The sequence below is a fragment of the Alkalihalobacillus sp. FSL W8-0930 genome, assembly GCA_037965595.1.
Lineage (GTDB): Bacteria > Bacillota > Bacilli > Bacillales > Bacillaceae_D > Alkalicoccobacillus.
This window is the reverse complement of the sequence record CP150183.1, coordinates 478,391-491,222: the sequence shown is the minus strand read 5'-3', so window position 1 is coordinate 491,222 and position 12,832 is coordinate 478,391. Positions and strand designations below refer to the sequence as shown.

Here is a 12,832-nt window from a genome sequence, read left to right as displayed (position 1 = left end):
CGTAATTTTCTGTAGGAGTCTCGGATTCTCATTCCGCTTGTTTAATTTAAAAACCACAAATGGCAAATGATTCAGTTATAGAACCATTTGCCAATGTTTATTCCAAAGTTAAATTCTTAGTTATTCATTCTTTTCAACAAACTGCATATCCACCATTTTCTCGTAGGAGTATGGTTGGTCGTAGATGCCTGTTTTCTTTAGGATATCCATTGTTTTGGCTAGTGCTTCTTCTGTGATGATTCCGTCTTTGCTCCAATGCTCATCCGCGTATGCTCTGGCTTGTGTGGCTTCTACTTGTTCGTCGCTAAGTGTCGGGAATTCTTTCCGTAGTACTTCTTCAGCAAGCTCCGGGTCTTCGTATACGGTTTCGAGTCCACGTAAGATTGCTCGAACAAAGCCTTGAACCTGTTCTGGGTCATCGTCAATCGTTGATTGCTTTACACTGATTACAGAGTAAGGGTAATCTCCGAGTGAAGGAAATCCAAAGAACGGCTCTTCCCAGATACCTTTGTTGATTCCTTCAGCAATCGTCGGCTCTGCTCCATTAGCTATTTGAGACTTTCCTTGTTCAACTAAAGCAATAACCGCCGTTACATCCGCCGGCTCCTCAAGTGTTACGTCGTTCTCCAGATCAATGCCAAGATCGATGAATAGTGATCGTGTTAACAGATTTGGACTTCCTCCGTATCTGCTTGCGGCAATATTTTTCCCCATAATAAAAGCAGCAAGGTCCTCATCACTATCTCCAGCAGGCTGTGTTCCTTTTTCAGCCATTAAATAGACATTCGCCCGGTTCACAACGTTTGCTACGGCGACAATTGGATCACTACTCCCATCATTTGCAAGCTCATTTGAGTCAGGTCCAGCAATGTTCCCCCATACCTCTCCGCTGACAAGTGATGTAACATGAGCTCCTCCAGCAGCTGTAACCATTTCTACATCGAGACCTTCTTCTTTAAAGTACCCTTCCTGAATCGCAATATATAATGGTAAATATCCAGTAAGATGTGCCGGCTCAGCAATCGATACCTTCTCGAGTTCAGCTTCATTACTCCCACTACAGCTAGCAAGTAGTAATCCAGACACAGCCATTAATACAATCGTTGCTTTTGTTTTAAATGATTGGATTCGCATCGGTTCCATACCCCCTTAAGCTTTTTGCCCAATTTTTTTAAGTAGCCATCGTTCAATTAGTCCGACAAACCAATACATAAATAAGGCCAGTAGTGAAAGCACCGTTACACCAACCCAAACCAAATCGATATCGAGGATTTGCCCTGCATATAGGATCATGCGGCCAATTCCTTCTCTAGATGCAATAAATTCACCGACAATCGTTCCGGCCAGAGCAAGCGCAATATTAATCCGCAGGCTACTAATAATCCAAGGCAAGGAAGAAGGAATAACTACCTTTGAAAAAACATGTCGCCTTTTCGCCCCTAGCGTATATAGTAGCTTCTCCATGTCCGGATCGATCTGTTTCACGCCGCTATACGCGGCAAGTGCTGTTACAATCACCGTCATACTAAAAGCGAGTACGACCTTTGAGGAGAACCCTATACCGATTAAAATTACAAGAACGGGAGCCAGTGCTAATTTTGGAATGGCATTAAAGGCAACTAAGTATGGCTCACTAATCGCCGCATACAATTTTGACCACCAGAAGGAAAGACCAATCATTGCTCCAATAACTGTGCCAAGTACAAATCCATAGATAGTAGCCCCAGATGTGAACAGCAGATCTTGAATCAATGTGCTTTCCGTTAATTGGAACCAGCCTTTTTCTAAGATAACCGTAGGTGAACTCCAGTAATATGAATCAACTAAACCGAAACGAACACCTAGCTCCCAGCCAGCTATCAAAAGGATGCCAACTAGACATCGTCCTAGTATGGTATAAAACGAGAACCACTTGCCCGATCCTTCCTGTCCTTCACCCGCCTTTTTATTCTGATTGTTTACCGCGTTCAATAGACTGTCCCTCCTTTTCTTCTTGCGAGAGTAGATGATAGAGTGTTCGTTTCATCTCTAGAAATTCATCCGTTAGTAGATCTTCTCTGTGGCGGGGACGCTCAAGCTCAACGTCAATCACTGCTTTAATGGATCCTGGTCTTGCAGATAGAACATAGATCGTATCTGATAGAAAAATAGCCTCATCAATATCATGTGTGACAAACATGATTGTTTTCTCCACATCAGCCCACATTTTAAGGAGCCAGGACTGCATTTGACCTTTTGTCTGAGCATCAAGCGCTGCAAACGGTTCGTCTAATAGCATGATGTCAGCATCGTACAAGAACGTTCGTAATAAAGCCGCCCGTTGTCTCATTCCACCTGACAATTCACTCGGAAAATGGTTCTCAAATCCTTTTAACCCGTAGCGTTCAAGAAGAGGTTGTGCTTCTTGAATCGCTTCTTTTTTCTTCATTCCTTTTAATTCAAGTCCGAGAATGACATTTTGGATAATCGTACGCCACGGCAGAAGTAGATCTTTCTGAAGCATGTAACCGACCTGACCGCTTTTGTTGAGAATACTTTGGCCATCAACTAGCACATCACCGGACGTTGGTGTGGTCAGTCCTGCAATGATATTAAAAAGTGTAGATTTCCCACATCCACTCGGACCAAGTACGCTGACAAACTTGCCTTTCTCTATTTGCAGGTTGACCGGTTTTAATACCTCTGTGATCTGGCCATCCTTATGAAATGAATTTCCCAACTCTTGAATACGTAATTTCACGTGCGTTCACCTCCCAGTTCGATGCTTGTATCGTTTGATTTCTATAGTCATGACAGATATTCAGGTGCTTTATCCTATGCAAATGCCCTCGATAGATGAAGGATTTCAAGAAAAAAAGCAAATATACTGTCATATATCCGAACATGAGCAGATACTTTGCAGAGAATCGGTTAACCACCTAAACTGATCAAGAAACCCATATAACTAATGAAAGAAGGATGTTGAAGATGAAATCAGCTTATCAACCTCTTTTTGAACCATTTACATTCAAAAGCGGTGTACAAACAGAGAACAGAATCATGGTTGCACCGATGACACATTATAGTTCAAATGATGACGGAACGATTGCAGAGCAAGAGCTTCCTTATATTTCTGTACGTTCGGATGGTCCAGGAATCGTCATAACAGCCTGTGCCAATGTTCACGAAAACGGGAAGGCATTTCCAGGTCAGCCAGGTATCTATGATGATGCACACATCCCTGGGCTTAAAAGACTTGCTGAGACGATTCATGCAAAAGGCGCAAAGGCTGTGATTCAAATTCATCACGGTGGCTTGCAATGTCCAACAGATCTAGTACCCAATGGAGATGTATTAAGTGCAAGCGATATTCCTGAAAAGGGGGTTCGTGGCCTAACGGATGCAGAGGTGAAAGAAATCATCGCAGGATTTGCGGCAGCAACAACAAGAGCCATTAAAGCAGGATTTGACGGGGTAGAAATCCACGGTGCCAATGGCTACTTAATTCAACAATTCTTTTCACCCCATACAAATAAACGAACAGATGCGTGGGGCGGCGAGTCCGCATCCGATCGACTGGCTTTCCCTTTAGCTATTGTTGATGCAGTGAAAGACGAAGTAGCTAAAGCAAACGCGGAGAGCTTTTTAGTAGGCTATCGTTTTTCTCCTGAGGAACCGGAAACACCTGGTTTAACAATGGAGGATACCTTTGTACTTGTTGATGCGCTCGCACAAAAAGAACTTGATTATCTCCATGTCTCTCTCATGGAAGCTCATTCAAAAGCACGCAGAGGTGCAGATGAAACAAGAAGCAGACTTAGCCTCATTAAAGAACGCATTGGGGAACAAATACCGCTCGTTGGTGTTGGTTCTGTCCATACACCCGCTCAAGCAGTAGCTGTACTAGAAGACGAAGGCATGGACTTTGTAGCCATGGGAAGAGAGCTACTCATCGAGCCTAACTGGGTGAACATGGTGAAGAACGGCGAAGAAGCCAACATCCAAACAGTAATCAAGATTAGCAAAAAAGAAACCTATACACTGCCAGAACCACTTTGGAATTTAATTATGAATGCCCGTGGCTGGGTACCTTTTGAGGAATAGACTTCATACGAAAAAGCGAGTGCCCGTTTTGATTAGGGCACTCGCTTTTTTGGTTATTCAATGATTTCAGGTAGATCAAACATCCCCCGCTCTTCAATATAAAGATCAAAGTCCAAACCATCTTGAAGCTCTGCAACTCTTTCCTCAGCTTCTATCATTGTCCGGTAATATCCTTCTTCCACAAACAGCGTTTCATCTGTGGAATGAATGGTTCGTACGTGTTCATTTTCAGTGAAATCTAGATCGCTCAGAAAATGCTGAATCCCTTCCACTGTCTCTTCATCCGGAAGAATGGACCTCGTCCTCACAGAAAATACAGAAGGGTGCTCATCCTCATCAACCAATCGAACATCCGTAACAATTTTTCCTGGCTCATGCATTTCAAACACTTCATATTCAACGCTTTCATTCATTAAAATAAGAAGAAAGTATCATCGCTGAATCATCAAAAACAGGAAGTATATCCATGTAAGAAAAAAGAGTAGACTCGTCAAAACTCGGAAATTCGTCAGCCTGATCACGAATGCCATTTAAGGTATAAACAAGCCTCGCAGGATAGTATTCCAGTGCTACTTCAAAATAATTAGGCATCTCAGCTTGGCCTCTCACTTCTTGAAAATTTCCTTCGTAGACATCCAGTACAAGCCGTTCAAATCCATCATGCATCCCATGATTCATATCATCAATGACCTTGCCATCCGTAATCTCACCACCGACAAACAAACCATTTTCTACATATTCATCTTCTTTGGTGGTCTTAGCTTCTCGTTCTTCGCTCGAATCGAATCTCTTAAGCTCTTGAACATCAGAATGGCCTTCTTCCTCTTCCCCTTCGTTGTCACTTTCAGCAACATCCGATTCTTCATCATCCTCTTGATCCGCATCGGTTTCAATGGCTGGCTCTTGAACAACCGTTTCGTCACCTGACTCATTCTCTTCATTTGAAGTATCCGTTTGATCATTGTCTCCGCACGCCACTAAACCTATCAGTAAGAAACCAGTAAACAGTAGACCGACCCGAGTGTTCATCCCATCTCTCCTCGCTTCCTTTGCTTCTGCTTACCCATTCCCAGAAATTAGTTAGTGTACACGTTGAATTCATCTTATCTTGGTACCTTCATTAAACCCATCTCTGGCATATTAACAAAAATAGAATGATACTGATGAGCCGGAACGTTGTATGCCTCATGGAAAATACCAATGCTGTAGTCAGCAACTACTCTTTGGTTAAAGTGTTTCCATGCCTGCAAATGTTTAGGCGACCTGGAATAACTCATGAGCGCCTCTTCTGATTTCCAATACTGAATCAGTGTTACCCCGCGCCAGGTTAAATTGAATTCTGAGTGATAAAAGCCTAACTCCTGCTTATGCTTGGATAGTTCAGTAAGCATTGGTCCCATCGCCATAAATGTCTTAAACCACTTATGCACGGCCCAAAACTTATTAATCTTGATTCCTATCACAAAGATTGTTATGGGTTGATCAGTTTCAGGTTTCACTCTTCCTTCATTCCATTTCACATTGCCCACTCCTATCCATTTGACTTTAATCTCTTTGCAAGATAATCTTAAACAAACCAACGGTCGGTTTTAGATTAAAGTACCGACCGTCGGTTTGTCAATAACTTTATGAAAGGATTATTTATTATTATGGAGACTCCAAAACTACCAGCTAGCTTGCTACATATCTTAGCTCAAACAGAGCAGCTTATTAAAGAACACGGGTGTGCGAATACCACTTTAAAAATGATTATGGAGCAGTCAGCTGTTTCAAAAGGCGCGATTTATCATTATGTGAGCAGTAAAGACGAATTATTTGGTATGTTACTGCAGAGTCATATTAGTAAAATCGATGCTACGTTCTGGTCTATTTTAGAAGACAATTGTACCCGACTAGAAGAACCTCTTTCAGCTATAACAGAGGGATTAACCTTCTTTTTGGATGAAGAAGATGTAACGAACGCCATTTTCACATATCTTCTTAGTAAGAAGGACAATCCTCAGGTAGAAAAGGTTTTAGAGAACTTTTATACATTTAGTGAGAGCCAAGCAGTAAGTTGGATTAAAGCTGGACAAATGGGGGGAGTCATTGACTCAAACGTTGACCCAGTCCTTTGTGCCTCCTCTTTTTTGACGTACTCTTATGGGTTAAGGGTCATGCATATTATCTCGCCGGAGAGAACACCTAAACTCAAGGAGCAGTTCTACACCTATATGTATCAAACACTTGCGCCATAAACGTAAAAACAAGCCCCGCTGCCGAGTGCTGGGCTTGGTGGTCCTTCCGCTAACGCTGTAGGGTCTTGGTTGAGTTTTCATTCTTCTTGGTGCCGCTCTTACTCTTCTGAGTCCGGAACTCACTCTTCTTGATATCAAAGGGGCGAGCTTAGTTGCCCGCCCGCCTTTCTTGTTATCAGCACCCGTTTCTTGGTGGAGTGGGCTCTGGGCTTGGTACTTTTCTCGTTGTTCTTGCTAAGGTGCTTTGCTTCTTGGTTTCCTTCCCCTTCTTCTGGCTAACGCTCTCGTTCTTAAATCCACACTCATCCTTCTTAATCCGGAATATACTATCTCATTGATTATGAATAAATGAATTATTATTATTCTTCTTATTATGCAGAACCATATCAAGCACAATCATAATCGCTAAACAAGGCAATACGTGCTCGTCTTTGTGAATGGTAACGTGGTACGTATCACCCCAGGATAGCCATTCTTTTTGAACGCTCATCATCTCTGTTGTACCGTCCCTCAAAATGTACTGATGGTTAAACACATCCCCTTCTACCACCCAATTGTATGGAAGAATATCAAAGTTTGCTTTGAAGAAAGTAAATTTCTTAACCACCTCACAAATAACCTGGCCATCCTGTTCAATTAAGTAACGTGGCATCCAAGAGGCGAGTTTCTGTTTAATTTGAATTTGGTTAGAACCACCTACTTCGGAAATTGTTAATTGGTCTCCGAATGAGAAGAATTTCCCTTGTACGTCATATAATTGATTTCCTTGCATGTCAGCCACAGTAAACTGGTCATTAAACGTGAAGATCCGTTGTTTAATATATAAGTCCATTTCGCCACATCCTTTCTTTTCTGTGTTTATTTACGCACCAGCATGAAAAAAGTTCCAATACGTTCAAGCTGAATTAAAAAGCAAAAAGCCTCCAAAAATGTTGATCATTTTTGAAGGCTTTTTGTTTGTCTTCACTCACATCAGAAGTGAAATTAAGAAAGGTAAGGTCAATACAGAAATAATGGCACTTAACACAAAGGCAGAACCCGCTTCAGCTTCCATTGATTCAAAACGAACGGCAATCATAGCAGCAACTGCTGATCCAGGGAAGGCAACGAGCAGGACTAACATCGTCGTATCTTCTTGCGACATTCCCATCGCCCATGCAATGAAAAACATTAGCGCTGGCTGAATGATTGTTTTTAAGGTCGCAATACTGAAAGCAGACAAATTAAAACTAATCTTTCTAATTCCTACTGTTACACCAACTGCAAAAAGTGCAACACCCGACGTCACATCGCCAATCTCATTAAACGAATCAGCAAGTATACCAGGTGCATGAAAACCAAGTAGGGTAAGGACCACTGCAATCAACGGAACAAGCGCTAATGGCTCACGTAGTCCGTGCGCAAAGGTTTTAACAATCACTTTCCCCATCTTTTCATTTTCTACTTTTTCTCTTTGACCTATCGTTCCCATAATGGTTGCTGTTGGATCAAGTAGTGCATTCACAACAATTCCAGTTACAGCAATTGGAACAGCTACTACTTCTGAACCAAATAAGCTACCTAATACAGGGATACCCATAAACGCAAACGTTGGTTGTGCGGAGTTCAATGAAAACATAGCCGCATTCGAAAGAGTGAACTTAAATCCAAACTTCATGATCATATAAATCACAAGATAAAAAACAAAGATTCCAAGCACTAATGCGATTAAAAACGGCCATTGGGCAATCAGGACATCTCTTGGTGTTGTTGTGACACCAACAAATAAGTGAGCTGGTAAGGCAAACTTTGTAACGAGTGTGTTAATTCCCTTTGATGAATGTTTATCAAATACATTTAAATATCCTGCAAGATACCCTAGCAAAATAACGAAGAATATTGGTATCAGGATGATGAAGATTTCACTTATTCCCACTTTTCAGGACTCCAATTTTAGTTAGCTTTTTTAGAGGATACAATGGTTTTATAGATTGGTTCCCACATTGCTTCCTTCACTGCCTCTTCAATGTTGTCAGGTGTTATTTGAGCAACGTTATCCTCAATGGCTGCTTTAGCGACAGCCACTGCAACATCTATCGATACAGACCGAAGATCCTCTACTCTTGGCAGAATGGCTGCGCCTTCTCCAGATCCTTTTGTGGCATTTGCTACAGCTTCCGCAGAGGCAGCAAACATTTTCTCCGTAAACAGTTTTGCTTTTACGACAACAGCTCCAAGTCCGAGTCCTGGGAACACAAACGCATTATTCGCCTGACCGATCTCATAGTCTACACCTTTGTAGCTTACTGGAGAAAATGGGCTACCCGTTGCGATGAGAGCTTTCCCATCCGTCCATTTGATTAAGTCTTCTGGAACGGCTTCTGCAAGCGGGGTTGGATTAGACATCGGCATGATGATCGGTCGCTCAGTATGAGCTGCCATTTCACGCACAATCTCTTCACTAAAAGCACCTGTTGTTCCAGAAGTCCCAATAAGAATAGTCGGCTTCACTTGTTTAATCACTTTTAATAATTCAATTTGACCTTCATTATTTCTAGCCCAATTGGTTACCTCAGAGTCTGGACGCAGATATGGTTTGTGGAAGTCTGCTGTGTTTCCTCTATTTTCTGTCAGCAGTCCGAATTGATCGACCGCCCAGAATTGTTGGTACGCAGCCTCTTCCGTGATTCCATTCAAACTCATTGCTCCAACAATCTGATCAGCATTCCCAATTCCAGCTGACCCCGGTCCAAAGACAACTACTCGTTGCTTTTCTATCGGTTCACCCGTTACTTTTAATGCTGAGACAATTGCAGACAATGTCACAGCACCTGTCCCTTGAATGTCGTCGTTAAAGTTCAGAACAGATTCCTTGTAGTCATCAATGATTTTACGAGCATTTGCACCACCAAAATCCTCCCAGTGAAGCAATGCACTAGGAAATTTCTTTAGTGCTTCTTCAACATAAGCAGAGATAAACTGATCATATTTTTCTCCGCGAACACGTTCATGACGTTCACCAATATATAAAGGGTCATCGAGCAGTTTTTGATTATTGGTACCAGCATCCAAGACAACAGCTAATACTCGACTTGGATCAATTCCAGCTGCCGCAGTATACACAGCCAGCTTTCCAATCGCAATCTTAATTCCACCTATGCCCCAATCCCCTATTCCAAGGATACTTTCTGAATCCGTTGCAACAATGATATCTATATCATCTGGACCAAGATCTATATTCTCAAATGCCTTTGAGATTCCCTCAACGTTATTAATGGAAAGGTATAATCCCTCGGGACGGTAATATTCGTGGCTATATTCTTGAATCGCCGTCCCTACAGTCGGTGTATAAACAATAGGTAGCATTTCAGCGATGTGTTCGCTAAACAAGCGATAAAATAACACTCGGTTCCGATTCGCTAAATCACTTAATACAACATTCTTCCGAAGATTTGTTGGTTGCGCTAAAAACTGTTCATATGCACGATCGCTTTGTTCCTTGATCGTTAGAACAGTTGGAGGAAGTAGCCCCTCTAGTTCTAATTCTTTTCGTTCATCTTCCGTAAAAGCAACCCCTTTATTCAGGCTTGGATCCATTAATAGATCCTTCCCTTTTAAAGCGGTTTTGGTCATTTCTTTAGATAATTCCTGTGTTGAATTCACAATAGGACCTTCTTTCGTAAATTTAAGGATGACTCCTTATTACTTCGGGACACAAAATATACACCTCGTATATATACATGTCAACCTGATGAAACTTTGTTAAGTAAATATATTATTAATCAGTATTTTTCTAATATACGGTACAATAGCGAGATAAAAGCCAAGACACAGACATTCTAAAAGGTCTGTGATACATTTAATTGGAACATATTATTTTTTTGAGGTGACATCATGATACGCTCAGGACAATCTACAGACATCCAATATTTAGCGAAAATGGCATCAGAAACTGTTGACATAATGAAAGAAGAACGAAACGATCAGTGGGATGAATTTTATCCACTGGCTAGTGACTTTCAAAATGATGTAATGAACGAGTCCATTTTCGTATATATTCTTGATGGGGAGGTCGCTGGATCAATCACAATTGATCAACAGTTCTCCAATGCATATAAAGAATTCGAATGGCATCAACCTGTTGAGCAGGCAATGATTTTTCATCGATTAGTGGTAAACCCGATGATTCGAAAAAAAGGGATTGCTTCAAAACTTATAACCTTTGCCGAAAGCTATGCGATTGAGAATGGTATGACGTCCATGAAGGTAGACACGTATTCGTTAAATCGTAAGGCACAAGAACTATTTACAAAACACCACTATACCTTTGTAGGTGAACGAACGTTTCCCGAACGAAAAAATCCCTTTTACTTTTATGAAAAGCCCCTGAATCCATAAAAAAAGAACCACCTTTTCTTTTTTGAAAAGGTGGTTCTTCAATCATTATTGAACAGTAATCGTCTCAATTACTTGTTCTTGACCTTCAACTGGTTTGTCGCTACCGTCTGTTTCAACAGATACAATTTCATCCACAACATCCATACCCTCTGTCACCTTACCAAACGCCGCATACTCTCCATCAAGGAACGTTGAGTCGTCCACTACAATAAAGAACTGACTTCCTGCTGAATCAGGGTCCTGACTGCGTGCCATGGAAACGACTCCGCGTTCGTGACTTAAATCATTCTCAAATCCATTACTTGAGAACTCACCTTCAACTGAGTGATCTGGGCCACCTGTACCATTACCATCCGGGTCTCCTCCCTGAATCATAAATCCGGGGATCACTCGGTGAAAGGTTAATCCGTTATAAAAGCCGTCACTTGCGAGTTTCACAAAGTTTTCTACCGTTTTTGGTGCAACATCAGGATAGAGCTCCATGACAACCTCTCCCCCGTTTTCCATCGTCATTGTCACAACCGTTGGATTTTCAAGGTCAATGTCAACTTCATTTGCAGTCGATGCATCTTCATTTTCATCTGGCCCTGATGTTCCACAACCACTTATGATAAATAGGCTTGTCATGATAGCCGCAGCTACTGTTTTTGTCCATTTCATACTGAGTTCCACTCCTTAGATTATTCCTTGTTTTTTACCATACTGAATCAATTCGTGATACGCGTCTCCCTGTAGTCCAAGCACTTCACAAAAAGCAGGCTCTGTTTTCATTCCAGCTCTCTTCAACGTAAGGATTTGCTCTCGCATGGTATCATCTCCTTTTAGAAGAGCGGCCTCAATCACCATGTGAACATAGGCATTCTGTTCTTTTACAGGAACAGGCTGAGCGAATAATTCAAACTCAAACCCTTGATACGTAAAGTTTGTTTTAAGAGTAGGAATGCCTCTCACTTTGTAGCGCTTCGTGCGAAAGCCTTGAAGATCTCCATAAAGCCTCTTCATCTCTTGCTGCACTTCAACATGAAGAGAGCTATCCATTTCCATAATGATATCCAAATCAGATGTTTCTAAATCAATATCGATTGGAATCGTTCCGCATAAAACAGGAGAATACATGGACCACGATTCCATGAGATGTAGGTGTTGAATCACCCGATAGACCGACTGCTGTTTCTTTGTTCCTTCTCTTAGGGAATCCAGTGAGATCATTCCACTCTCCTCAATCGATTATTATGACTTCCATCTCACCATTTGTTTTCGTTAGCGAGATTACATTAAAATCAGAAAGGCTCCTGCTTTGATCTAAGTATCCACTATAATCGCCGTCGTCCTCTTCTATTTCAAACTGAGCAAGCTCTTCCTCGTCTTCTTTAAACGTAACAAGCTCAATCTCCGCTGCATCCTCTCGTTCTAGAAGAATGCCACTATGTCTTTCAATTCCTGCTAAAGAGACTAAAGTGATTCCATCGGCCACATTGTTCTTTTGTGCCTTTGCCTGAATCAAGTCCTCTCCCGGTGCCGCCTCAATCATCCCAACTTGATCGGTATCACTGAAGAAAAAAACAGAAGGACCATGCTCTTGCTTCTTATGAATTTGAAGGATGGAAACGTTTTGTTCCTTTACATATGTAAGCCCTTTATCAAACGCGCGCTCTGAAGGCGTTGGATGAAATCCAACAAAGTAGATCGCAATCCCAATTAAAGCCACAATGGCAATCCCAAGCGAAATCCATTTTCTTTTTGTCACACCATTCTCCCCATTCCATCGTACAGTCTTCTCCTATTTTAAGGTGAAAAATCGAACTTGTCTAATCACCTTTCCCACATGCAGGATGAAAGATCAATTCGACCATTCAGGTGGAAGAGAATCCCTTCTGACACGAGAAGCTCACGTTGTGTGAACCCTCCTTTAAATAAAAGAAGATCAGGCGCGGGTTCACCTGATCGTTTCACTACCCGATGACTAGGGAGCCCATCTGGTGCCTGGCGCATCGCCCACCCCACAACTCTTGCGTTGTGAGGCTGTTCGAGTAGCCGTGCAATTTGACCATACGTAGCTACTCGTCCCTCTGGAATCTTTTCAACGAGCTCATACACTTGTTCAAAAAAAGAAAGCTTAGTCATTTAATTAACCC

Annotated in this window: 16 protein-coding genes; 3 read left to right on the top strand and 13 right to left on the bottom strand. The window is 41.8% G+C overall.

Annotated elements, in window-relative coordinates:
• Positions 1-120: 120 nt before the first annotated feature.
• Genes NSQ54_02635 through NSQ54_02625 form a run of 3 tightly spaced genes read right to left on the bottom strand, consistent with a single transcriptional unit; the run spans position 121 to position 2,719 of the window.
• Positions 121-1,134, bottom strand: a complete 1,014-nt coding sequence (locus NSQ54_02635) for an ABC transporter substrate-binding protein (protein WYP27030.1) — start codon at positions 1,132-1,134, stop codon at positions 121-123.
• A gap of 15 nt (positions 1,135-1,149) precedes the next feature.
• Positions 1,150-1,971 (bottom strand): ABC transporter permease, encoded by an 822-nt coding sequence (locus tag NSQ54_02630; GenBank protein ID WYP27029.1) that lies wholly within the window; start codon positions 1,969-1,971, stop codon positions 1,150-1,152.
• A complete protein-coding gene (locus NSQ54_02625) occupies positions 1,946-2,719 on the bottom strand; it encodes an ABC transporter ATP-binding protein (protein WYP28485.1) in 774 nt (257 codons plus the stop codon). The genes NSQ54_02630 and NSQ54_02625 overlap by 26 nt, the downstream gene beginning before the upstream one ends.
• 248 nt (positions 2,720-2,967) lie before the next feature.
• Between NSQ54_02625 and NSQ54_02620 the strand changes: the two genes are divergently transcribed.
• Complete coding sequence (locus NSQ54_02620; protein WYP27028.1) at positions 2,968-4,083, top strand: NADH-dependent flavin oxidoreductase; 1,116 nt, start codon at positions 2,968-2,970, stop codon at positions 4,081-4,083.
• 53 nt (positions 4,084-4,136) lie between these two features.
• Here the strand turns inward: NSQ54_02620 and NSQ54_02615 are convergent, their stop codons facing one another.
• The 3 genes from NSQ54_02615 to NSQ54_02605 all read right to left on the bottom strand — a co-directional run bounded on the left by NSQ54_02615 (position 4,137) and on the right by NSQ54_02605 (position 5,603).
• A complete protein-coding gene (locus NSQ54_02615; protein WYP27027.1) occupies positions 4,137-4,463 on the bottom strand; it encodes a hypothetical protein in 327 nt (108 codons plus the stop codon).
• A 25-nt stretch (positions 4,464-4,488) separates the two neighbouring features.
• The gene (locus NSQ54_02610) at positions 4,489-5,112 is read right to left on the bottom strand and encodes a hypothetical protein (protein ID WYP27026.1); all 624 of its coding nucleotides are present in this window, start codon (positions 5,110-5,112) and stop codon (positions 4,489-4,491) included.
• Positions 5,113-5,186: 74 nt separating this feature from the next.
• Entirely contained in the window at positions 5,187-5,603 is a 417-nt protein-coding gene (locus NSQ54_02605) for a DUF4188 domain-containing protein (protein ID WYP27025.1), read from the bottom strand.
• Positions 5,604-5,732: 129 nt separating this feature from the next.
• On the opposite strand from NSQ54_02605, the gene NSQ54_02600 reads away from it, so the two are divergent.
• Positions 5,733-6,320 (top strand): TetR/AcrR family transcriptional regulator, encoded by a 588-nt coding sequence (locus NSQ54_02600; GenBank protein ID WYP27024.1) that lies wholly within the window; start codon positions 5,733-5,735, stop codon positions 6,318-6,320.
• Between the two features lie 331 nt (positions 6,321-6,651).
• On the opposite strand, the gene NSQ54_02595 is transcribed toward NSQ54_02600, so the two are convergent.
• The 3 genes from NSQ54_02595 to NSQ54_02585 form a co-directional block, all read right to left on the bottom strand.
• Positions 6,652-7,152 (bottom strand): LURP-one-related family protein, encoded by a 501-nt coding sequence (locus NSQ54_02595; GenBank protein WYP27023.1) that lies wholly within the window; start codon positions 7,150-7,152, stop codon positions 6,652-6,654.
• A gap of 135 nt (positions 7,153-7,287) precedes the next feature.
• Entirely contained in the window at positions 7,288-8,235 is a 948-nt protein-coding gene (locus tag NSQ54_02590) for an AEC family transporter (GenBank protein WYP27022.1), read from the bottom strand.
• A gap of 17 nt (positions 8,236-8,252) precedes the next feature.
• Positions 8,253-9,932, bottom strand: coding sequence for an NAD-dependent malic enzyme (locus NSQ54_02585; protein ID WYP28484.1), 1,680 nt, complete (start codon positions 9,930-9,932; stop codon positions 8,253-8,255).
• 261 nt (positions 9,933-10,193) lie between these two features.
• Here NSQ54_02585 and NSQ54_02580 point away from each other — a divergent pair, with 261 nt between their 5' ends.
• On the top strand, positions 10,194-10,697 hold the full coding sequence (locus NSQ54_02580) for a GNAT family N-acetyltransferase (protein ID WYP27021.1): 504 nt from the start codon (positions 10,194-10,196) through the stop codon (positions 10,695-10,697).
• 45 nt (positions 10,698-10,742) lie between these two features.
• Here the strand turns inward: NSQ54_02580 and NSQ54_02575 are convergent, their stop codons facing one another.
• The 4 genes from NSQ54_02575 to NSQ54_02560 all read right to left on the bottom strand — a co-directional run bounded on the left by NSQ54_02575 (position 10,743) and on the right by NSQ54_02560 (position 12,821).
• Positions 10,743-11,357 carry a peptidylprolyl isomerase gene (locus NSQ54_02575; GenBank protein WYP27020.1) on the bottom strand — a complete coding sequence of 205 codons (615 nt, stop codon included), beginning with the start codon at positions 11,355-11,357 and terminating at the stop codon, positions 10,743-10,745.
• A gap of 15 nt (positions 11,358-11,372) precedes the next feature.
• Positions 11,373-11,906 (bottom strand): DUF4269 domain-containing protein, encoded by a 534-nt coding sequence (locus NSQ54_02570; protein WYP27019.1) that lies wholly within the window; start codon positions 11,904-11,906, stop codon positions 11,373-11,375.
• A 10-nt stretch (positions 11,907-11,916) separates the two neighbouring features.
• A complete protein-coding gene (locus tag NSQ54_02565) occupies positions 11,917-12,444 on the bottom strand; it encodes a hypothetical protein (protein ID WYP27018.1) in 528 nt (175 codons plus the stop codon).
• Between the two features lie 65 nt (positions 12,445-12,509).
• Positions 12,510-12,821 carry an MGMT family protein gene (locus NSQ54_02560; protein ID WYP27017.1) on the bottom strand — a complete coding sequence of 104 codons (312 nt, stop codon included), beginning with the start codon at positions 12,819-12,821 and terminating at the stop codon, positions 12,510-12,512.
• Positions 12,822-12,832 lie beyond the last annotated feature (11 nt).